26 protein-coding genes are annotated in these 21,802 nt (G+C 40.3%); 5 read left to right on the top strand and 21 right to left on the bottom strand.

Translation table 11 applies throughout. From position 1 onward, the window contains the following. Positions 1-87: 87 nt before the first annotated feature. From QMG11_RS09890 to rpsB, 10 genes are all read right to left on the bottom strand, one after another. Positions 88-909, bottom strand: a complete 822-nt coding sequence (locus QMG11_RS09890) for a phosphatidate cytidylyltransferase (RefSeq protein WP_281835631.1) — start codon at positions 907-909, stop codon at positions 88-90. Further along, a complete protein-coding gene (uppS, locus tag QMG11_RS09885) occupies positions 899-1,666 on the bottom strand; it encodes an undecaprenyl pyrophosphate synthase (protein ID WP_281835629.1) in 768 nt (255 codons plus the stop codon). Before uppS ends, QMG11_RS09890 begins: the two co-directional genes overlap by 11 nt. A gap of 21 nt (positions 1,667-1,687) precedes the next feature. Next, on the bottom strand, positions 1,688-2,479 hold the full coding sequence (locus QMG11_RS09880) for a HoxN/HupN/NixA family nickel/cobalt transporter (RefSeq protein ID WP_281835627.1): 792 nt from the start codon (positions 2,477-2,479) through the stop codon (positions 1,688-1,690). After that, positions 2,479-3,036, bottom strand: a complete 558-nt coding sequence (locus QMG11_RS09875; RefSeq protein WP_281835626.1) for a DUF1007 family protein — start codon at positions 3,034-3,036, stop codon at positions 2,479-2,481. Before QMG11_RS09875 ends, QMG11_RS09880 begins: the two co-directional genes overlap by 1 nt. 86 nt (positions 3,037-3,122) lie before the next feature. After that, positions 3,123-3,821 (bottom strand): lipopolysaccharide core heptose(II) kinase RfaY, encoded by a 699-nt coding sequence (locus QMG11_RS09870; RefSeq protein WP_281835625.1) that lies wholly within the window; start codon positions 3,819-3,821, stop codon positions 3,123-3,125. 264 nt (positions 3,822-4,085) lie between these two features. Then, positions 4,086-4,448, bottom strand: coding sequence for a hypothetical protein (locus QMG11_RS09865; RefSeq protein ID WP_281835624.1), 363 nt, complete (start codon positions 4,446-4,448; stop codon positions 4,086-4,088). 106 nt (positions 4,449-4,554) lie between these two features. After that, positions 4,555-5,115 (bottom strand): ribosome recycling factor, encoded by a 561-nt coding sequence (frr, locus tag QMG11_RS09860; protein ID WP_281835623.1) that lies wholly within the window; start codon positions 5,113-5,115, stop codon positions 4,555-4,557. A 105-nt stretch (positions 5,116-5,220) separates the two neighbouring features. Next, entirely contained in the window at positions 5,221-5,937 is a 717-nt protein-coding gene (pyrH, locus tag QMG11_RS09855; RefSeq protein WP_281835621.1) for a UMP kinase, read from the bottom strand. 56 nt (positions 5,938-5,993) lie between these two features. After that, positions 5,994-6,884, bottom strand: a complete 891-nt coding sequence (tsf, locus tag QMG11_RS09850; RefSeq protein ID WP_281835619.1) for a translation elongation factor Ts — start codon at positions 6,882-6,884, stop codon at positions 5,994-5,996. A gap of 171 nt (positions 6,885-7,055) precedes the next feature. Next, entirely contained in the window at positions 7,056-7,799 is a 744-nt protein-coding gene (gene rpsB / locus QMG11_RS09845; protein ID WP_281835617.1) for a 30S ribosomal protein S2, read from the bottom strand. Between the two features lie 278 nt (positions 7,800-8,077). Here rpsB and QMG11_RS09840 point away from each other — a divergent pair, with 278 nt between their 5' ends. Next, on the top strand, positions 8,078-8,893 hold the full coding sequence (locus QMG11_RS09840) for a histidinol-phosphatase HisJ family protein (protein WP_281835615.1): 816 nt from the start codon (positions 8,078-8,080) through the stop codon (positions 8,891-8,893). Positions 8,894-9,380: 487 nt separating this feature from the next. Here the strand turns inward: QMG11_RS09840 and QMG11_RS09835 are convergent, their stop codons facing one another. The 3 genes from QMG11_RS09835 to QMG11_RS09825 all read right to left on the bottom strand — a co-directional run bounded on the left by QMG11_RS09835 (position 9,381) and on the right by QMG11_RS09825 (position 11,102). Beyond that, positions 9,381-9,770, bottom strand: coding sequence for a tetratricopeptide repeat protein (locus QMG11_RS09835; protein WP_281835613.1), 390 nt, complete (start codon positions 9,768-9,770; stop codon positions 9,381-9,383). 10 nt (positions 9,771-9,780) lie between these two features. Then, positions 9,781-10,344, bottom strand: coding sequence for a pentapeptide repeat-containing protein (locus tag QMG11_RS09830; protein ID WP_281835611.1), 564 nt, complete (start codon positions 10,342-10,344; stop codon positions 9,781-9,783). Positions 10,345-10,478: 134 nt separating this feature from the next. Beyond that, positions 10,479-11,102, bottom strand: coding sequence for a porin family protein (locus QMG11_RS09825; protein WP_281835610.1), 624 nt, complete (start codon positions 11,100-11,102; stop codon positions 10,479-10,481). A gap of 219 nt (positions 11,103-11,321) precedes the next feature. On the opposite strand from QMG11_RS09825, the gene QMG11_RS09820 reads away from it, so the two are divergent. Together QMG11_RS09820 and QMG11_RS09815 are read left to right on the top strand one after the other, a co-directional pair. Beyond that, the gene (locus QMG11_RS09820; protein WP_281835609.1) at positions 11,322-11,774 is read left to right on the top strand and encodes a MarR family transcriptional regulator; all 453 of its coding nucleotides are present in this window, start codon (positions 11,322-11,324) and stop codon (positions 11,772-11,774) included. After that, positions 11,758-12,171 (top strand): MarR family winged helix-turn-helix transcriptional regulator, encoded by a 414-nt coding sequence (locus QMG11_RS09815; protein WP_281835608.1) that lies wholly within the window; start codon positions 11,758-11,760, stop codon positions 12,169-12,171. Before QMG11_RS09820 ends, QMG11_RS09815 begins: the two co-directional genes overlap by 17 nt. Positions 12,172-12,295: 124 nt before the next feature. On the opposite strand, the gene QMG11_RS09810 is transcribed toward QMG11_RS09815, so the two are convergent. Beyond that, a complete protein-coding gene (locus QMG11_RS09810; protein ID WP_281835606.1) occupies positions 12,296-12,757 on the bottom strand; it encodes a hypothetical protein in 462 nt (153 codons plus the stop codon). Positions 12,758-13,183: 426 nt separating this feature from the next. Between QMG11_RS09810 and QMG11_RS09805 the strand changes: the two genes are divergently transcribed. After that, positions 13,184-13,822: a YitT family protein gene (locus QMG11_RS09805; protein ID WP_281835605.1), complete on the top strand. Its 639-nt coding sequence runs from the start codon at positions 13,184-13,186 to the stop codon at positions 13,820-13,822. A gap of 165 nt (positions 13,823-13,987) precedes the next feature. After that, entirely contained in the window at positions 13,988-14,134 is a 147-nt protein-coding gene (locus tag QMG11_RS09800) for a hypothetical protein (protein ID WP_281835604.1), read from the top strand. Positions 14,135-14,165: 31 nt separating this feature from the next. Here the strand turns inward: QMG11_RS09800 and hflX are convergent, their stop codons facing one another. From hflX to QMG11_RS09765, 7 genes are all read right to left on the bottom strand, one after another. After that, the gene (hflX, locus tag QMG11_RS09795; protein ID WP_281835603.1) at positions 14,166-15,479 is read right to left on the bottom strand and encodes a GTPase HflX; all 1,314 of its coding nucleotides are present in this window, start codon (positions 15,477-15,479) and stop codon (positions 14,166-14,168) included. A gap of 129 nt (positions 15,480-15,608) precedes the next feature. Further along, positions 15,609-15,740 carry a hypothetical protein gene (locus QMG11_RS09790; RefSeq protein WP_281835602.1) on the bottom strand — a complete coding sequence of 44 codons (132 nt, stop codon included), beginning with the start codon at positions 15,738-15,740 and terminating at the stop codon, positions 15,609-15,611. 254 nt (positions 15,741-15,994) lie between these two features. Further along, a complete protein-coding gene (locus QMG11_RS09785) occupies positions 15,995-16,522 on the bottom strand; it encodes a cob(I)yrinic acid a,c-diamide adenosyltransferase (RefSeq protein ID WP_281835600.1) in 528 nt (175 codons plus the stop codon). Positions 16,523-16,662: 140 nt separating this feature from the next. Next, a complete protein-coding gene (locus QMG11_RS09780) occupies positions 16,663-16,830 on the bottom strand; it encodes a hypothetical protein (protein ID WP_281835598.1) in 168 nt (55 codons plus the stop codon). 445 nt (positions 16,831-17,275) lie between these two features. Next, positions 17,276-17,797 carry a hypothetical protein gene (locus QMG11_RS09775; protein WP_281835596.1) on the bottom strand — a complete coding sequence of 174 codons (522 nt, stop codon included), beginning with the start codon at positions 17,795-17,797 and terminating at the stop codon, positions 17,276-17,278. 109 nt (positions 17,798-17,906) lie between these two features. Next, on the bottom strand, positions 17,907-19,145 hold the full coding sequence (gene sstT, locus QMG11_RS09770; RefSeq protein ID WP_281835594.1) for a serine/threonine transporter SstT: 1,239 nt from the start codon (positions 19,143-19,145) through the stop codon (positions 17,907-17,909). Positions 19,146-20,088: 943 nt separating this feature from the next. Continuing rightward, positions 20,089-21,642 carry an ABC-F family ATP-binding cassette domain-containing protein gene (locus tag QMG11_RS09765; RefSeq protein WP_281835592.1) on the bottom strand — a complete coding sequence of 518 codons (1,554 nt, stop codon included), beginning with the start codon at positions 21,640-21,642 and terminating at the stop codon, positions 20,089-20,091. Positions 21,643-21,802: the final 160 nt, after the last annotated feature.

The following is a 21,802-nucleotide window of genomic DNA, read 5'->3' as shown; positions in this document are numbered from 1 at the left end:
TTCTCCCCTCTATAACTTTAAATACTATAATTTATTTAAATTTGATCTCTAATTTTTTCCAAAAGAAAAAAGCAGTTCACACTGCTTTTATAGTATAACATATTTTAGAATATAATATAGCGTCGGTATTACAAAGATCATGCTGTCAAATCTGTCCAGCATACCTCCGTGCTCTCCCAGAATATTGCTGGAATCCTTCACTTCAAACTCCCTCTTAAATAGAGATTCCACAAGGTCTCCTATTTGAGCTACTATTGCCACACCTACAGCCACCACTATAAGCTTTCCAAGGGATACATCCACACTGGCAAGAAGTGTAAACTTCATAATAATTAGAGCCACTATTGTGAATACCACTCCCCCGAGGCTTCCCTCCTTGGATTTCTTAGGACTTATAGGACATAGCCCCTCCTTGAAGAACTTTCTTCCAGTGGCAAGGCCTACAAAGTATGCCATGGAATCACATACCCACACCATTATCTGAGCTGCCAGTATCCAGAGGTTTCCATTTGGAAGACCGCTTATAAGGATAATATGGCTGAAGAGAAGAGAGATATAGATAACTCCTAAAATAGTTCCTCCAATATCGAGGCTGCTATCCCTTACTCTGTTTTTAAATATTCTCTCCACAGTGGTTCCCATAAATAGTGCTGCAAGGATTAAAAATACAGCGTCCCTTTCCAAGATACCCATATGGTTTAAATAGAGGGCGTTGGGAATAGCCAGTCCTGCAAGAATCCCCAGTTTTCTATATGGAGCCCTACCGCCATTTTCCATCATATTGTAATACTCATGCAGGGATACTCCGATTATTACATTGGCAAAGAGTAGCAGTAGAAGTCCCCCGCTATAAAGAATATAGAACAACAGAGGTATTCCAAATATTGCTACCAAGATTCTACTTTTCATCTATTAAGCCTCCAAATTTTCTTTCTCTTTTATTGTATGAAGCTATGGCTTTATCCATCTCTGCTTCGGTAAATTGTGGCCAGTAAAGGTCTGTTATATAGATCTCCGAGTAAGCTATCTGCCACAAAAGGAAGTTGGAGATTCTGATCTCGCCGCTTGTTCTTATTAGAAGTTCCGGGTCTGGGATGTCATTGTAGAGATATCTGGAGAATTCCTCCTCCGCTATCTTTTCCCTGCCCTCGGCTATGATCTTGTTCACTGCGTCTATTATCTCAGCTCTTCCCCCATAGTTAAAAGCTATATTCAAAGTAATCCCCTGATTTCCTTTGGTAAACTCTTCAAGTTCCTCTATCTCCTCTATAAGCTTGGGATCCACTCCCTCTCTTCTTCCCGACACCATAAATCTGATATCGTTCTTCATCATCTTGTCTCTTTCCTTCTTCATATACTCACTGAAAAGCTTCATAAGAGTATTGACCTCTTTTTCAGGTCTCTTCCAGTTTTCTGTGGAGAAGGCATACACTGTAAGGTACTTTACCCCTATCCTTCCACAGTAGTTCAGTATCTTGTCCAGGGTCTTTGCCCCTTCTCTGTGCCCCATAGTTCTTGGAAGCATCTTAGATCTTGCCCATCTCCCATTTCCATCCATTATTATGGCTATATGGTTTGGTACATTCATATTCAAAGCTGTCACCTGCCAGTCTCTTTCGTCTATCTCAGAATTTGTATTTAAAAAATATCTATAGTATTCTATCATATTTAATGTTATTTTCCTAATCTATAGTAGATTGCTCACCTTCCCTCCCAGGAAGTTTAAGCTGTACAATACCATTACTCCAGGCCCTGCATACTCGAGGATCTCATAGCATCCCTCTCCTATCCTCCGGCTTCCCCACTTAAAGGTTTTAGCAAGTATTCCTGTTCCTCCCACTGTAATAAACATTCCCGTACCTATGGCCAGGGTTCCCATGAGCTGATACTCCTCCATCCCCATGAGCCCCAGAAAGAGAAGCACATTCACCGTCCCGTAGCATGGAGTCACTCCCAGAAGAAGGGCCATCCATAAACTGGACCTCTCCTCCTTAGCGCACTCACATCCCCTTTTGACCGCCTTCCTATAGAGAAGGTATAGACCTATCCCCAGTATAAAGATGGCTGTAAGGTATCTAACGTTGTCCTCTGTCTGCTGGGCTGCCACAGGAAGGAGGTTTCTCCCCAGGAAGTTAAATGCCCTTACAGTTAGATAGGCAGTAAACCCCTGGAGATAGGATATCAGCCCTCCCAGAAGTAGCACTTTTTTCACTCCCCCCTCCCCTGCTAAAAATACCGAGGAGATGATAGATTTACCATGTCCCGGCCCCAGAGAGTGAACTACTCCGTAGACCAGAAGTAGGGCCATAGCCTTTTTCTCAGCTCCCTTCTCTCCACTTCTCAGGCTTCTGCTTATATCTGCCACCTGGGTCCTCTGAATCCCTATTACCCTTCTCATGTTATTCTTATAGTAGTTCCTTCCAAACCACAGGCCTGCAAGGGTCAGCACTATAAATATAACTGTATTTATCCTCTTCACTAAAACTTCACCTCATATTCCATGGGATGCATAGTCCCCATATAGTATTTTACCTTCCTGTTCTCCTCCAACCTATAGTCGTAGGAGAGATTCCCGGCCTTCCCCTCTATGGTATACTCATCGTAGTAGTAATCATAGAAGTAATCGGGATCATAGAGGGCTATATCCAAAATATCTCCCCTGGTATACCTCTCCTCAAGGGGAACATAGAATATAAAGGTAAGGTAGAAATCCTCCACATAGATATCCCTGAGTACAGGCTTCGTATCTATATCTTTCCCCTTATATCTCACCTTAAAGTGATTCTTCGCCCCCTTATACCCGTAGAAGGTCTCCTCTATAAACCTCTTTCCCTCCTCCAGATTCAAGGTACCGTCCCCATCTTTATCATACTGATTAATAAAAACAAGGCTGTTCATCTCATCCATATTTATCTCATACTCTATTCCCCTTAGCTCCTCTCCCTCTGTATCGATTCTTATAACTGCCTCCATAAATACATGGGGGTGGGTCAGGGTCAGGGTAGATAAAAGTAAAAAAATTATTACCGTCCTCATCTCTTCTCCTCTACTTCATTTTAGATATCCTATTATTATCTCTCCCTCCAGTCAAGCTTTCTTCCTTAATTCATCAAAAAAGAGGCCTATAAGACCTCTTTTAAAAATTCTGCCCCGTTTATGATCTCCTTTTTATATATTAGAAGGATCGCCAGGTAGTAGGCTGGAGAAAATCTGTACCCCTTAAAGTACTTCTTTATGGGAAGATTCTCCTTGGTCCTCCTCTGAAGCCTCAGCACATCCTTGCACTTTCCAAGACTCAGGGACCACCCCCTCTTAAACTTACTGTCTATGAGATATACCTCTCCCTCTCTTATAATAAAGTTTTTAGGCTTGCAGTCTCCGTGGTAGCACCCCAGGGAGTGAAGCTCCCTTATAGCCTCCATCACCCTCTCATACTCCTCCACCGTTGTGGGAGGATGCCCCTCTATATACTCCATGAGGATATAGGTTTCCTCTATGGATACTCCCCTTTTCTTCTCCACTACAAAGTGGATGTCAAACACCCTCTTAAATCCCCTGCCTCTTAACTTCAGTAGGTTTCTATAGGTCATAAGAGCCTTGCTTCCAAGGAGGCTGTCTAAAGCTCCCCTTGCCCTCTCCCTCTTTAGTATATACCTCTTCCCCTCTATCTCAACAAGCTTTACCTCCCTGCCCTCCTTGGACTGGAGTACCCTCTCACACTTAAATCTTCCCTCTGAAAAAAACTTTAGCAGCCTCTCCTCAGAGCTTCTTCCCATTGAATAACCTATCAAGTCATTAGCGATCCTGATCTTTTTTAACACTTTTCATTACCTCTCTGATTATAATATACCTTTATTTTATCTCACCTTAAGTGAACCTTCTGCGCCACCTTGCATACTTTTGAAGACATTCACGTATTATATAATAAAAATCAGCAATTGTCGACTAACTTACTATGAAATCTCTTAATAAAAATCAACGTGACGTTGCACCCTAATAATCATTTGGGAAGCTCATCACTTCATTTAGTTTTTTATAAATCCTATACTTCTTCAATAATAAAAAAACCGGTAAAACCGGCTTCTTTACTTATCTTTAAGAAGTGTACCGTCATAGGATACAATTCTTGTAGTTCCGTCAGGATACTTATATTCAATGGCTTCTATGAGTTCATAATCCTTCCTTGGTCCATATCCAACAGCTGGGTCTAGATACATTATGAGCCTTGCATCTTCTGGTTCCTCCTCTGTAAGCCACTGAGTCTCCCTGGGACTTCTCTCTAGATACATCTCTTCCTCTATCTCAGCTATCCTTGTCATCTCTGCTCTTTTTCTTGCATCCCCCTGAATCTCATCTAATGAAAGGTTTCCAAGGGGGTTTACATATCCAAATATCAAGAGATTAGTCATTAAAAATATAGATAAGGTTGCTAATTTGTAGATTTTCATATATCTCACCTCCCTCTTTGCTATACTAAGGGATACTGGAGAAACATTAACAGAAATTGATTTTTAAATAAAAAAAGCAGAGTCCTAAGACTCTGCCATACTTAAACTATACAGTTGTGATCTCTTTTTCCTTTGCCTTGTAAAGTTCGTCGATCTTCTTGATGTGGTCATCAGTAAGCTTCTGTACCTTAGTTTCAAACTCTTTTAGCTCATCCTGAGTGATATCTCCATCCTTCTCAAGCTTTCTAAGGTGGTTGTTAGCATCCTTTCTGATGTTTCTTACAGCTACCTTACCGTTTTCAGCCTCTCCCTTAGCCATCTTTACATACTCTTTTCTTCTCTCTGCAGTAAGCTCAGGAATCTGAAGTCTGATTACCTTACCGTCGTTGTTTGGAGTTAGTCCGATGTTTGAAGCCTGGATAGCCTTCTCGATAGCAGGGATTACCGACTTATCCCAAGGATCGATTACTAGAAGTCTAGCTTCTGGTGCTGATACACTTCCGATCTGGTTTAGTGGCATCTCAGAACCGTACTGCTCAACCTTTACTCCGTCTAGCATAGATACGTTTGCTCTACCTGCTCTGATCGAAGCAAAGTGGTGCTTTGTAGATTCTATTGCCTTATCCATTTTTGTTTGACAATCTGTCATCATTTTATTTGCTGGCATTTTTTTCCTCCTAAAATATTCTTACTCAAAGTTTCATACTTTCTCTTATCTTAATCCTACTTTATTTACAGAATTTTGTCAAAGTTATCCTTGATCAAAATTTTACTATCCCTCTACTACAGTAGTACCTATGTTTTCACCCATAGCTACCTTTTTGATGTTTCCTTCAGTAAGTGAATCAAACACAATAATTGGAAGGTTATTTTCTCTACATAGAGATATAGCAGTTGCATCCATTACCTTCAGATCCTTGTTTAGAACCTCTGTATAAGTTACTCTCTCATACTTCTTAGCTTCTGGATACTTTACAGGATCCATATCATAGATTCCGTCTACCTTTGTAGCTTTTACCACTGCATCAGCATTCATCTCGATAGCTCTAAGTGCTGCTGCTGTATCTGTTGTGAAGTAAGGATTTCCTGTTCCTGCTCCAAAAATTACTACTCTTCCCTTTTCAAGGTGTCTCTGAGCCTTTCTCTTGATAAACGGCTCTGCAATCTTAGGCATCTCTATTGCAGTCTGTACTCTTGTCTGTACTCCGATCTGCTCTAAAGAGTTTTGTAGCGCCAGTGAGTTAATAACTGTTGCCAGCATTCCCATGTGGTCTCCAGTAACTCTGTCCACTCCCTGCTCTGCTCCAGAAAGCCCTCTAAAGATGTTTCCACCTCCGATAACTATAGCTACCTCTACTCCTAACTCTACTACTTCCTTTATCTGTCTTGCATATGAAGCGATCACTTCAGATGAGATACCGAAAGCCTGATCTCCCATTAGTGCTTCTCCACTTAGTTTTAATAGTACTTTTTTATATGCAGGTTTCATCTTTCCTCCTCGTTCAAAAAAAGAGGATGCTAAGCACCCCCTTTATAATTTTATAATTAACCGTTGATTTGAGCTGCTACTTCTGCTGCGAAATCTTCTTCTTTTTTCTCGATTCCCTCTCCAACTTTTACTCTAGTGTATGAAAGTACTGTATTGTCTCCAGCAAACTGCTCTACAGTTTCCTTGTCCTCAGCTCTTACATAAACCTGCTTAACAAGACACTGCTCCTCATAGAACTTTCTCTCTTTTCCTTTAAGGATGTTGTCGATGATCTTCTCTGGCTTACCTTCGTCTAGAAGCTGAACTCTTGCAATCTCCATCTCCTTCTTAAGGTCGTCAGCTGTTACGTCCTCTGGCTTAAGGTACCCAGGGTTCATAGCTGCTACGTGCATAGCGATTCCTCTTGCTTTTTCAACAGTCTCAGCGTTAGCCTCTCCTGCAAGCTCAGTTACTACACAAAGCTTTCCTCCCATGTGGCTGTAAGTAGCTACGAAACCAGCGTCTGTAGTTATCTTCTCAACCTTTCTAAGAGTCATGTTCTCTCCGATCTTAGCGATTAGCTCAGTTACTAGAGTCTCAACAGTCTTACCGTCAACCTCTACTGCCTTAAGCTCCTCTGCAGTTGCTACGTTGTTTGCAAGTGCAAGCTCAACAAGCTTCTTTCCAAAGCTTACGAACTCAGGGTTCTTTGCTACGAAATCAGTCTCAGAGTTGAACTCAACTAGGATAGCTGTTTTGTGGTCTGCAGAAACACCGTCGAAGATAAGTCCTTCAGCTGCTACTCTGTCAGCCTTCTTAGCTGCCTTAGCCATTCCCTTTTCTCTTAGTAGTGTGATCGCTGCTTCCATATCACCGTCTTTTTCAGTTAGTGCTTTTTTACAGTCCATCATTCCTGCTGCTGTTATTTCTCTTAACTCTTTTACCATCTTAGCCGTAATAGCTGCCATTTCTATTTCCTCCTGGTCTAATAGTATTATTTTATAGTATTTTTTAGCTGTTTAATGAGATATTTTACTATCTCTCCCTTACAACCTATACAATACAAGAATTGAGTACTAATTTCAAGTACTCAATCCAGGCTTATCTATAATTTAACTTTTTTATATTTAAAGTATCAATTACTCTGCTGAACCTTCTGCAACTACTTCGTTAGTAGCTTCAGTAGCTTCAACTTCTGCACCTTGATTTCCTTCGATTACAGCGTTAGCTACGATTGTAGACATAAGCTTTACCGATCTGATTGCATCGTCGTTTGCAGGAATTGGGTAAGTGATGTTGTCTGGATCTACGTTTGAGTCAACCATTGCGATTACAGGGATACCAAGGTTTACTGCCTCAGTTACTGCAAGTGCTTCCTTCTTAACGTCTACTACGAAGATAGCCGCTGGAAGTTTCTTCATGTTCTTGATTCCAGAAAGGTTCTTAGAAAGCTTAGCAAGCTCTTTTCTCATGTTAGCTGCTTCCTTCTTAGTGTATGAAGTATCTAGAGTTCCATCAGCATCAAGTGTCTCAAGCTCTTTAAGTCTAGCTACTCTAGTCTTGATAGTTTGGAAGTTAGTTAGCATTCCACCAAGCCATCTGTTGTTGATGTAGTACATTCCAGCTCTTTCAGCTTGCTCTTTTACTGCCTCTTGAGCTTGCTTCTTTGTTCCTACGAAAAGAACTTCTCCACCGTTCTCAGCGATCTCTCTTACTACGTTGTAAGCAACTTCGATCATCTTAAGTGACTTGTGAAGGTCGATTACGTGAATTCCATTTCTCTCTGTGAAGATGTACTTAGCCATCTTAGGGTTCCATCTCTTAGCCTGGTGACCGAAGTGCACACCAGCTTCTAGTAATTGTTTCATAGTTACTACTGCCATTTTTGTTTCCTCCTGATTTTTGGTTTTTTCTTCCATTGATCTCAAAACTAGGACATCTGAATATCAGACACCACCCCTAGAAATAATCAATGTGTGTATTTAAACAACGCTTAATTATAGCAAACCACCTACTTCTTGTCAAGGTTTTTTCCTTCCCTTAAAAGCCAAAACCTTCCTCTCTATAATAGATAAAACAACGCCTCTCTCACTTCATTTATGTGGACAAGGGAGTCTTATTTAGTTACAATTATTAAAAAAAAGACTTTAGGAGGATTTCAATGTATATAGCCGATAGCCATATCCACTCCCTCTTTTCCGGCGACTGCCAGGAGAAGCTGGAAAATATCTTTAACTATGCCATAGAAAATAAGATCCAGGAGGTCACCATTACAGACCATGTGGATCCAGACTTCCCCTCTGGAAGTGCGGAGTTTGAATTTGACATGGAGGAGTATATCTCCCTCCTCAAGAATTTCCGTGAGAGATTAAAGAAAAATTTAAAGATAAATATCGGTGTAGAGTTTGGACTCCAGCCCCACCTTGCAGATGAGTTTAATGCCCTTGCAGCCAACAGGAGCCTTGACTTTATAATAGGTTCCACCCACTGTGCTATAGGTAAAAACCCTGTGGAGGATGACTTCTTCCTATGTAAAACAAGGGATGAGGCCCATGCCATCTATTTCCAGGAGACCCTGAAAAATGCAACTATCTTCAAGGATATCTCAGTTTGCGGACACCTGGACTTTATAAAGAGGTATGGAAGAAATGTACATAGGGACTTCAACATCATAGACTATAAAAAGCACTGGGACCTAATAGAGGAGATCCTTAAAACCCTTGTTAAAAACAATTCAGGACTGGAGATAAACACCTCTGCTTATAGATATGGTACCTCTGAGCCCTATCCCAACGACCTGATCTTAAAAAAATACAGGGAGCTGGGGGGAGAGATCGTTACCATAGGCTCCGACTCCCACATAGCTTCCCATGTAGCCAAGGATTTCGACAAAGCCTTTGAGCTGCTAAAGGGTTGCGGATTTGACTACTATGCCGTTTTCAATGAAAGAAAACCAAAGTTTATAAAGTTAGACTAAAAAGCAACGTGACGTTGCATCCTAATAACCAGTTGGACCTCTCATTACTTCACGCAATTTCTTTATAAATTTTATACTTTCCTTAATAATAAAAAAAACAGCTGACCTAATTAAGTGAATTACCACTTATGGTCAGCTACTTTTTATAAAATAAATTTTCTATCGACTTAATACAAATTTCGCACCTTTCTCTTGAAAAAAAGGTGCCCAAAGTTCAAGACCTTCAATATGGTCTTTTTTAGTAACTCAAAGCACCTATTCCTTTTATGGACTCTAGATAGAACCTAATAAGTACAACGGAATTAGGATACATTCTTATTGTGGTGCCCGACGACTATCTCCGGTCCATTTAAAGCCTATTCGTGTCAATTGACGATTACTATTTAGAGCTTTTCTGTAGAAGACTCCAGCCTCTCTGCGGCTATATGTTAGTGCTCTAAAAATTTTAACCTTTAGAAGTACTCTTCACTTTGTAATTCAGACTCCTTTATTCCATTATTTCCTCTATATACTCTGTATCCAGCTCCTCACCCTTCTTCATCCCTTTAAGACTTCTCTCCATATCTTCTACTACTTCCTCTAACACTTCCTCAAGGATCTCCGACTCACAGTGATAAGATTTTGCTATCTCCAGCCCCTCCTCTAGATACCCCACAGCCTTCTTCCTCTCTCCACTTTTATAAAGAGCATAGCTGCACATCTCATAGGCGTTGTAGTGGTCTGGAATAGATACTATCACCCTCTGAAACTCCTCTACAGCCTTCAGATAGTTTCCAGCCTTATAGGCCTCTACTCCCGCATCCTCCCAGTCTCCGCTTTCCATACTGTACTCCTCTATACCTTCATATCTTTTTCTTAACTCCTCATATATCTTCATACTTCCTCCTCTATTTAAGCTTTATTCCAAAGTAACTGAGGATGTTCCCCGCCTCCAAGGCCGGAATTTCCATCCCCTCAGTTTTGTTATCCACTGGATTTATTCCTATATCTTCACTTTTTTTAAACTTAGTTTTCCTCAGGTCGCACCTGCTAAAGCTGCTTCCCCTAAAGCTGCTTTCCTCTATGATTGCTCCCCTCATATCACACCCCTCAAAGTTACACTCTTCAACCTGGCTTTCCCTGAACTCCACTCCCTTTAAATTGAGGTCTCCAAAGGTACAGTACCTCAGGGTGCATCCCTCGAAGGTGCAGTCGAAGAATAGGCTAGAATTCTTGGAGAAGTCCACCCCCTGTATCTTGCACCCTATAAACCTTACTCCCTTGAACCTGGCACCGTTAAAGCTAACAAGGGAGAGGTCGCAGTTATCAAAGGTACACTCCTCCAGGTCCCCGTCATCAAACCTGCTCTCTGTAAAATCACACCTTTCAAATACCACCTCAAAAAACTCATCCCCTGAAAAACTTTCCCCTACTAACTTCCTGTCCTTTATCGCTCTCTCCTCATAGTACATACATATCTCTCTCCCTGAAAAACTCTCTTTACATTAATAACTTATTATACTATAAAGAGGCAATTAAAAAAGCCGCCTTTTTTGGCGGCTTTTTACTTTACACAATATAATCTATATTATCTTAATTTTTTAGATTAGAATCTGTATCCAACAGCCAGGTAGATAGTCTTAATGTCTTCTTCCATCGACATAGATTCTTTCTGACCATTATGACTTCCTTCCATATCAAGATCTACCTTGATAACCTCATATCCTAACTCTACATTAACACTCTTATACTCAATTCCTGTTGAAATTCCGTAAACAGCTGTAGCATCCATATCTACCGATCCAGAGTAGTAACTATCCCTTGTCTGATATGACTTTGAGAATGATTCTCCACCTCTTGCTAATCCTGCTTTAGCTTGGATAAACGGAGTGAATTCCGAGCTGTTTCTGAAGTTGTATCTTCCCGTTAAAAATAGCTGACCAAATCTTGTATCCTCAGACTCTCCAATAAAATCTCCAAAGTCCTTGGCTATATAGTTCCTCTCAAGGCTCACTCCCACTCCTGCCTCAAAGTTATCTGTAAAACCATAAAGGATGTCCATCCCTAATCCAATCGTTGGCTCTGTATCTGTAGCAGAATATCCTCCATAATCTAGGTCGGCCTTACTCGCCCCTACCTTTACCTTAGGAATATATGAAAACTCACCCTTTTCTGCATAAACACTAGAAACTGCCACCAATAATACCAAAGCCGATAATAACTTTCTCATAACTAACCTCCAATAATTTTATTAACGGAGGAATTCTACAGCCTTACGCTGGGTATATTGAAATCCTCAAAAAAGTCAACGTTAACTAAAATAACTATTGATATATGAAAAATATTATGTTGTTTTGACCCTTCCATTACTCTAGGTAATATGTCTTAGGGATATTTCTGCCTCCTATGTTATAATATGAAGATATTGTTTTTTGACAGGAGGTAGTCTATGCAGTTTTTTGAAACTATCTGTGAGATCCACAGGGGAAAGTTTCTCTTTGAAAGATCTCTAAAAAAATATATGAAAAGGGTCTACAATGTTGCCCTCTCCCATACAGAGTTAATATGTCTTCAGTACCTGATCCACAACCCGGAATCCAGTCTCTACGACCTCTCTAAGATGTCCACTCTGAACCTTCCCCAGGTAAGTCAGGTTATCAAGAAGCTGGAGAAGAAGGAACTCATTACAAGGAGGGTTGTATCGGAGACCCCTCTGAAGTTTGCCCTTAACCTCTCTCCCATTGCCCAGGACATGATGGTTGCCTACAGGATCCACATGGCTGAAAAGATCTTCAGGGAGTTTCAGGAGGAGGACGCCATAGCAGAGATCAATGAAGCTATCGATAACTACTACTCAATTATAGAGAGGATTGCAGGAGGGGATGATGATGCCATTATTTAAACTTGGAACAATGAGAAAGGCAAAGATGATGCTGGAAAGGTCTGTAGAGGAGTTTCTTTCCAGAGAGTTTTCTATCTCTCTTAGTTATTCGGAATATCTTCTCCTCTTTCACATCGGTGGGGCAGAGGGAACTACCCAGTATGCCCTGGCCAAGAAGATGGCCATCTCCTCCCCTATGATAAGCAGGATGATAGGAAACCTCGACTACTTCAAACTTCTTCAGATAGAAGTATCTGAAAACAAGGGGATGAAGAAGACCGAGATCCATCTTTCAGAGGAGGGAAGAAAGGTTGTCTCATTATCTGAGAAGTGGGTGGAATCCTTCCTTACTGAGTCCGATTACAAATCCCTAGCAACACTGGAGAAAGCTATAGAAAGGCTCAACTTCCTTCTATAAAAAGCAACATGACGTTGCATCCTTATAATAATTTGGAACACTTATCATTTGATTCAGTGTTTTTACAAATTCTATACTTTCTTTAACAATAAAAAAGGTATCCAGAGAAAACTCTGGATACCTTTTACTTTCTTTTTGAAGACTTTTCACCTTTTTTAACTTCCTCAGCTATCTCAGCCTCTATCCTGTCTATCTCCTCAAACTTTTCATCGATAAACTCTCCAAATAGCTCCTCTATAGCTTCCTCAGCCTGATCCAGGTCTCCCCTCTCAGCCACAAGCTCATACACACACTTATATCCGTTCATAGTGCACAGCTCTACCATTACCTCTAGTTCATTGGACTCATCTGAGTGAGTAAATGTATACCCAACTCCAGTTCCTCCGTTCTCCTCTTCAAAGTCATAGAGCTCCCACTCCATATCCTCCTTCATCCTTGTTTCTGAAAGAGCCTTAGCTGTTTCCTCAGCTGAATACTGCCCGCTTCCCAGGCACACGTAGATATTACATGTAAGGTCTCCCCTTATTCCACAGCTTATCTTATATGTACTTCCAAGCATCTCCATATTTGAAAATTGTTCTCTCATCTATATCCTCCTAATACAACTTTAGTTCTCCTGGGGTAAACCCATCCTTCACCCAGGTCCCTTCACTTCCTATATTAATTTTTTTTACTCCTACACTTCTGCATCTTGCTAAATTAGATCTTTATTTTATCATACTTAGTTTAATGTGTCATATTAAATTAGAAAGGTGGAGCACCTCCCTCCCCTCTTTACCACTACACCTGAACACTCATTAGTTCTTGCTATATCATACCTTTCCTCCCCCTTAAATCAAAAGCTTCCAGGAGTACTCTGACTTTATAAAATCCTTAAAAAATTCTTTTTAAAAATTTAATATTTTTGTTGCTTTTCTTATATTTATTTAGTATAATTCCTCTTGTGTGATTTTTACTAATGAGAAGTATTTTGTATTTATTTATACTATTTTTTCAAACAAAGGAGATGAAGATGGATATTAAAAAGTATGCTCAGGAATTCCTGATTATCAATATTGGTTTATTTATTTGTTCACTGGGAATAATCAACTTCCTTATACCTTCTAAGCTTGCTGCTGGAGGAGTTACAGGAATGTCTACCCTTATATATTACCTACTGGAAATACCTGTGGGAATTACCATGCTGGCTCTTAATGTCCCTATCTTCCTTTTGGGACTCTATGTCTATGGTAAGGAGTATGCTGTTAAGTGTCTTTGCGGAATCTTTTTATTCCCTGCTTACACTGGATTGGCTGAAGCCTTCTTTGCCTTTGATACCCTTAAGAACTTCTCTGGAAACAACCCCCTTGCTGGAGCTGTCTTTGCAGGAATAATTGTGGGAAGCGGTATCGGACTGGCTGTAGCAGTGGGAAGTAACACAGGTGGTACTGTTATCTTGGCTCAGGTAGTGAGCAAATACCTTAAGATACCTGTAGGTTCATGTATGGCTATTGTAGACTCCATGGTGGTAATTTCATCCATGTTTGTCTTCGGAATAAAATCAGCTGTTATGGCTCTGGTTTGTATCTTTATCATGGGAAGGTTTGTAAACTTAGTTATGTCTAAGATTCAGGCTCTTCTTACTCCTTCAAACAAGGAAGCTTACGTTTAAAATCAACTATTTTTTGAAATATATAACCCTCTGAAAATATGCTTCCCCAAGGAGCATATTTTTATTTTATTTAAAGGAAATCCTCCCCTTCCAAGTAGAAGCTATACAGTTTTACACAAAATAAGTGTGAAAACTATTTAATATAAAATAGGAGGGGATGTTGTTATGTTCAAAAGAAATCTTTCCAAGAGAAGAAACAGGTTGAAGAGGTTAAAGTCTATCAGAAGCCTTATCTCAAGAAAGGCTTGTGACAATGAAAAGATCCAGAAATTAAAGGATGAAGCAAGTTCCCTGGTAGCTTCAATTAAATAAATTTATAAAAAAGAGTCCCCAGGGGGGACTCTTAATTTTTTATATACTTCCTGTACCTTTCAACATCGTGGACATTGAGGTTTGTCCTTACCCAGAGGCCGTCTCCCCTGTACTCATGCTCCACTACCTTGGTTTTGTCCATTATATAGCTTGCAAGTCTCCCCATATCATAGGGGATCAGCATCTCCACCTCGGTGAAGTTGGTTAGGAGTTTTTTTTCTATCTCCTCCGCTAAGCTGTCCACTCCCTCCCCTGTAAGAGCTGAGATTCTCACAGAGGCAGCAAAGACATCGCTGTGCTCCCTCTCTACTCCCTCCTCCAGTTTATCTGCTTTATTCTCTACTATTATATAGGGTTTATCGTCTGCCTCCAGCTCCTTGATTACCTCTTGGGTTACCTTAAGCTGGTGCTCATACTCATCGTTGGATATATCCAGGATATAAAGGAGCAGGTCTGCCTCCCTTACCTCCTCCAGGGTAGACATAAAGGCCTCTACCAGCGAGTGGGGAAGCTTACTTACAAATCCCACTGTATCTGCCAGGATAAACTCCAGATTATCTCTCAGGGCTATCTTTCTGTGAAAGGGATCCAGAGTTGCAAAGAGCATATCCTGAGCTGGTGACTCGTGCTTACTCCAGAGGGGGTTGTTCTGCCTTATAAAGTGGTTCATAAGGGTAGATTTTCCCGAGTTTGTATACCCCACAAGGGACACTGTAGGAAGATGGCTCTTCTGCCTCTTCTGCCTCTGGACGTTTCTTTGCTTCTTTACATCCTCTATGGCCTTCTCTACCTCGCTTATCCTTCTGGATATATTTCTCCTGTCTACCTCCAGCTTCTTTTCTCCCAGTCCCCTAGTTCCTATTCCTCCTCCCTGTCTTGAAAGAGCTATTCCCATACCGCCAATCTCTCTTGGTTTTGCATACTTAAGCCTTGCTAGCTCCACCTGGAGCTTTCCCTCCCTGGTCTTTGCCCTTGTGGCAAATATATCCAGTATAAGGCTCGTTCTGTCTATTATCTCCATATCCAGGTAGGCTTCCATATTTCTTATCTGAATACCTGAAAGCTCGTCATCCACAAGAAGGATATCTGCTCCGTGGATCTTACTCATCATCTTTATCTCATCCAGCTTTCCTCTCCCCAGGTAGGTTCCCACCTTTATCTTGTTTAGCCTCTGCTTTACCACCTTCACTACATCGATATTGGCAGCTCTGGCCAGCTCCTTCAGCTCTGAAAGGCTCTCCTCCATAGATCCTGCCTTATCCCTTCCATAGAGCTCCACTCCTACAACTATTGCTTTTCCTATAACACTGTCTATAAATCCCGTAACCTTATTTATCTTCGCCAACTTTCATCATCCCATCTCTTTTATTTTCTTAGATTATATTATTTTTTCACCTCATTCACAATAAAAAAAGCAACCTCAGTTGCTTTTTCATCTTGTTTTATCTAAGCTAGTACTCAAACCTCACCGTTCTTACTTTCCGCCCTCTTCATACTTCTTCCTGCACCTGCAATAATTACTAAACGAACCATAGACAACCCTGTATCCTGGATTTTGAATATAGTACTTGAAGAACCTTCTTCCATACCAAACTAAACTTCTCATGCCTCACCTCAAATATAATAATCTCCTGATTAAATTATATCTCATTAAAACAAAGACAAAAAGTGACTTTGTCACTCTTTTAAGAAATTTAATTATAAACGTTAATATCATTACCATATAAACGGATCTTTTGTTCTTTTTATCTGTATAGAGCATTCTTAATTTAAGGTTTTACAGGCTCAAATTCTCTCTAACAGAAGCTTAAATTTCGGTGTTCATTTAAAAAACCAGTCCAAAAAAACTTTTTGCCTCCTCTACTTCCACTCCACCAGCTTGATCTTCCCCTCTGCCTTCTCCTCTACTCTGGCTAAGAGGTAGATAAGGTCCGAGAGCCTGTTCACATATTTTTTTATCTCCTCGGCTACCTCCTCCTCAGCTGCCAGGGCCAGCACCCTTCTCTCTGCTCTTCTGGCTACACTTCTGGCTACATCCAGCTTGGCAGACTGCAGGGTCATCCCGGGCACCACAAACCCCTTAAACTGAAATTCATTTTCCAGCTCATAGACCAGGCTGGTTATATGCCCCACATGATACTTTTCAATAGGTTTCTTAAACTCCCCTATGGTAGCCAGACCTCCCCCTACCCTGAAGAGATCCTCCTGTATCCCGTCTATTATCTCCCTTACCCTCTCAACCTTCACATAGTGCTTTGCCTCTCCCAGGTGTGAGTTCAGTTCATCTATTGTTCCATAGGCCTCTACCCTTAGGCTCTCCTTTGCCACCCTCTCTCCGCTCCAGAGAGATGTTTTCCCCTTATCTCCCCCCATAGTGCTTATAGACATAATCTTTACCTCCTCAATCAGAATTTCATGCACTATACCTATACCACTCCTAGATAAAATTCCTGTTCCATAGAAACTTCTTCCAGAAAGAAATTAAGCAAATAAAAAAGCAGCCTTCCTGGCTGCTTCAGATTCTAAATCTAGTTTCTAGTTCCCTCTTCTAGAACTACTCTGTCCTTCTTATTTCTCTCTCTGTAGTTAACAACTGCATCATACGATGTAAAGCCTCTATGAGTTACCATTCCGTTTTCATGAATTACCATAGCCTGTAAAACTTCCTGTGATTTCTTCATCTTCTTTAGTGTCATATCAATCCCTCCCTTAAATAAGTAGTGTTAAAGTTAACCATATAGCCTCTATTTTTATGTTATTAGTCGCATTTTTAGTCTTTTCTTATCTTTAAGTAGTATTTTCTCAGCAACTATTCTTTCAATATATCCTTATAATAATTATACATATATTTCATAGATAAATCAAGAGTTTTATTTATAAAATATACTTAAAATTAATTTAAGATTTATCTCGTGAATGATAGTGTTAATTAAGCAATCATAGTGTTTTATTTTTTTCATTTTTTAATATTTTCAGGAGAGGTAATTTAAATCTTTTCAAAAAATATTTATCCAAATAAAAAGCAACGTGACGTTGCATCCTAATAATCAGTTGGAATATTCATTACTTTATGTATTTTTTATAAAACCTATACCTTCCTTAGCAATAAAAAAAGAGCCTTCTCGGGCTCCCTTTTTCATCCTATACTTCAAACCACCTTTTCAGTTCCTCATTCTCTATATCCTTCTCGGCCCTGTCTTCCACAACCTTCTCTTTAGCTGCCTCCTCCTTATGCTCTTCCCTCTCCTTCATCCATTCCAGATAGTTGTCTATGAGGGTTTCTGCCTCCTCTATCCCGATACCTGCTCCCAGAACCTTCTCCTCCCTTAGATCCATAAGGTCTGCTGCTTCTCTTCCAAAGATCTCATCCAGGTCAAATTGTATCTTCAGAAGATAGATCGACTGCTCCCTCCCCCTTTTAGAAAGACAGATGAAGTATCTGTTGAAACAGTCTATAGCTACTACAAATCCGTCCCTTACTCCCCTTTTAATCTCACCCTTACTCTCAAAGGACCGAATCTGCATCTCTTCTGAACCTAGATTTACTCTTTCCTCCCTCTGGAGTTCCTTTACCTTAAAGGTTTCCAGGTATTCATAGATCCTTCTTTCATTAACCGATCTCAGCTTTATCTCTGCAGCTCCCTTTAGTAGATTAAACTTCATCATACCTCCCCTTAAACTCACTATAGTTTGCCTTCTTCTATAGCTATACAAAAAGAACCGGGGATTCCTCCCCGGTTCCTACTCTATAAATATCTATCTTTCAATAGTACTATGCGTTGTTGATAACGATTGCTTTACCTTTCTTTCTCCACTCTGCCATCTCAGCTACAGCTGTGAACAGTGCGTCTGTTGATGAGTTAAGACCAGTTTCCACTGAATCCTGAATAACTCCGATAACGAATCCAACAGCTACTACCTGCATTGCCACTTCATTTGGAATTCCAAACAGGCTACAAGCTAGAGGGATAAGAAGTAACGATCCACCAGCTACACCAGATGCTCCACAAGCACTTACAGCTGATAGGATACTTAGAATTAGTGCAGTTCCCATGTCTACCTGAATTCCAAGTGTGTGTACAGCAGCAAGAGTTAATACTGAGATTGTAATTGCCGCTCCAGCCATGTTGATTGTTGCCCCTAGAGGGATCGATACAGAGTATACGTCCTTCTCTAGTCCTAGCTCCTCACATAGCTCCATATTTACAGGGATGTTTGCAGCAGAACTTCTTGTGAAGAATGCTGTTATTCCACTCTGCTTAAGACACTTAAACACTAGTGGGTAAGGATTCTGACGAATCATAACAAATGTGATAAGTGGGTTTACAACAAGTGCCATGAATGCCATACATCCAAGAAGTAGTCCTAGAAGACGTCCATAATCTACCATTGACCCAATACCATTTTCAGAGATAGTTGCAAATACTAGTCCCATGATTCCTAGTGGTGCTAAGCTGATAACCCATCTAACAACCTGAGATAGTGCATCTGAGAAGTTAGAAACCATTGTCTTAGTTGACTCAGGTGCATTCTTTAGAGCGATTCCAAGAAGCAGTGCCCAAGAAAGAATACCGATATAGTTTGCGCTAGCCAGTGCGTGGATAGGGTTGTCTACAACATTTAGAAGTAGTGCCTTTAATACCTCTACAACTCCACCTGGAGGTGTAACACTTCCACCTGCTCCTGCACCTAGTTTAATAGTTACTGGGAACATGAAACTTCCTAAAACTGCCACAAGTCCAGCTGCAAATGTTCCAATAAGATAAAGAGTAACAACAGACTTCATATTTGTCTTCTGTCCACTCTTATGCTGAGATACAGCTGACATTACTAGGAAGAATACTAGGATCGGTGCTACCGACTTTAGTGCTCCTACAAATAACGATCCAAAGATAGATACTGGCTTTGCCATATCTGGAACTGTTAGTGCTAGTATGATACCCATTGTTAAACCGATGATAATTCTTTTTACTAAACTTAGTTGATTCCACTTGCTCAATAAATCTCTCATAACTTTCTCACCTCATGATAATAGTTTTCTTGAAATCTTCAGAAGCTGAAGTTTCAGAATTCTTTAAAAACTGCTTTAAATATATAACCCTTCCTTTGAACAATTGCCTTATTCAAGTATATATTAGCACAACTTTTGTTTTATTTGAAGTTAAAATGTAAGATTTAAGTTTTTTTGGTTCAGATAGAATACAAATATATACATTTAGGGGTTAAGAGTACAAAAATTTATAACTTTTTTTTATAAAAAATTCTTTTTTTTTATAAAATATTGAAATTATACTCTCGTTTTAATCCATTATTGTGGTTTATTTTTATCTTTTTTGCAGTTCTCTCATTTAAAACAATCGTGATATTTTTTAGAACAATTCTAAAGTTTTTTGAATTTTTAAAAAAAGACTCCATCTCCTTCTTCCTTTTAACCTCTCTTGGAAGCAGTTTCATTTCTTGTCTTGATATAATAAACGAAGTAGAAATAGTGAGTAGTGTAATATGACTAGCTCCTCCCAGACTTTTAATCATTTTAAAGATCTTTTTACTAACTAAATATTCAGAAATTATTTATAGGGATATTCTTTTGATATAAAAGTGTCCGAAGTAGTCGATGCACCTTTGTACTTCTAGCTTTTCTAGACCGTACAACAGCTTGAGTTTATCATAACGTTTTACCATCTTTTCCCACAGAGTTATGATTGTAGCTATCAAAGGTCGAATATTAATAATTCACATTAGAGACATTACGCAGGACTAGATCTTCTTTGGGCACTTTCTTGCATCATGGTAAGAAAGTGCCTCGCTCTCCAAAGAGAGTGAAACAGTATTTATTTTAAACTTACCTCTATAGCTTTTATCATTCTATTCTAAAGAAAAAAGGAGCCAGACATATAATCTGACACCTTTAATTAATCTTATATTCAATGTTTATTTAGAAAATAAAACCCTACCTATATAACCTTTGTTGTCCAGTCCTCTACATCCCAGATCTCTGTAGCTACATCCATATAGAAGTCCGGTTCGTGGCTTACCATTACCACAGTTCCCTGAAACTCCCTTACAGCTCTCTTGAGTTCCTCCTTGGCATCTATATCCAGGTGGTTTGTAGGCTCGTCCAGCACAAGTACATTTATATCTCTGTTCATTATCTTCGCCAGCCTTACCTTGGCATTCTCCCCTCCAGATAGGACCTTCATCTTGCTTGTTATGTGGTCTGTAGTTAGGCCGCACCTTGCCAGAGCCGCTCTGGCCTCAGCATTGGTAAAGCTCGGAAATTCATCCCAGAACTCATCTAAAGCAGTCTTATTGCTGCTCTCCTCCTCCTGCTTAAAGTATCCTACCTCTACAAACTGTCCCTGCTCCACATCACCGGAGATAGGTTTTATCCTTCCAAGGATGGTATTCAGCAGGGTAGATTTCCCCAGTCCGTTGACTCCCCTTATGGCAATCTTCTGGTTACGCTCGATGGAGAAGTTCAGTGGCTTTGTGAGAGGTTCATCATAACCTATTACCAGGTCGCTTACTCCCACTATCTCCCTGGACGGAGTTCTTGCTGTGTTAAATCCAAAGATTGGCTTTGGCTTTTCCTTGGCTATCTCGATGACCTCCATACGGTCCAGCTTCCTCTGTCTGTCCTTGGCCATATTTGTTGTGGCCACACGGGCTTTATTCTTGGCGATAAACTTTTCCAGGTGAGCTATCTCCTTCTGCTGCTTCTTATAGGCCTGCTCTATCTGCCTCTTCTTCAGCTCATACATCTCCCTAAACTGATAGTAATCTCCTGTATATCTTGTAAGAACCGCTTTTTCGACGTGATATATTACATTGGTTACATCATTTAGGAATGGTATATCATGGGATACCAGGATAAAGGCATTCTCATAGTTCTTCAGGAAGTTTTTCAGCCAGTTAATGTGATCCTCATCTAGGAAGTTCGTTGGCTCATCCAGAATAAGTATCATTGGGTTTTCAAGAAGGACCTTGGCCAGTAGGATCTTAGCTCTCTGTCCCCCTGAAAGGTCTGCTACGTCCCTTTCAAGGCCTATATCCATAAGCCCCAGTCCAGCTGCATACTCCTCTATCTTGGAGTCCAGGTTGTAGAAGTCGGAACTCTCCAGGATACTCTGGATCTCCCCTACCTCCTCTAGGATGGTATCCATCTCCTCTGGAGTACACTCCCCCATCCTTTCATAGAGCTCCATGGTCTTCTGCTCCAGCTCAAACATGTGGGAGAAGGCTGATTTCAGTATATCCCTTATGGTCTTCCCCTTCTCCAGGGTGCTGTACTGGTCAAGGTATCCAGTTGTAATGTGGTTGCACCACTCCACCTTTCCCTCATCGGGCATCAGCTTTCCAGTTATGATATTCAGGAAGGTAGACTTCCCCTCACCATTGGCTCCCACAAGTCCCACGTGCTCCCCCTTGAGGAGACGGAAGGAAGCATCCTCCAGGATTACCCTGGAACCAAATCCATGACTTACATTACTTACATTTAAAATACTCATAAAATTTAACTCCTGTATATAATCTTTTCTTTATTTATTGTTAGAAATCCTAAGGTAAATTCTATCATGAAATGCAGGGAAAATACAGAAATTCTTCTCTGTACCTTCCTTAATAATAAAAAGAACCTAATTAAAATCTAGCTCTAACTTTTCTAATACT

Origin of the sequence: Propionigenium maris DSM 9537 (assembly GCF_027925155.1) — a bacterium.
In the GTDB taxonomy this organism is placed as follows: Bacteria; Fusobacteriota; Fusobacteriia; order Fusobacteriales; family Fusobacteriaceae; genus Propionigenium; species Propionigenium maris.
The sequence above is the reverse complement of the archived record's forward strand: the minus strand, read 5'-3'. Positions and strand labels throughout refer to the sequence as shown.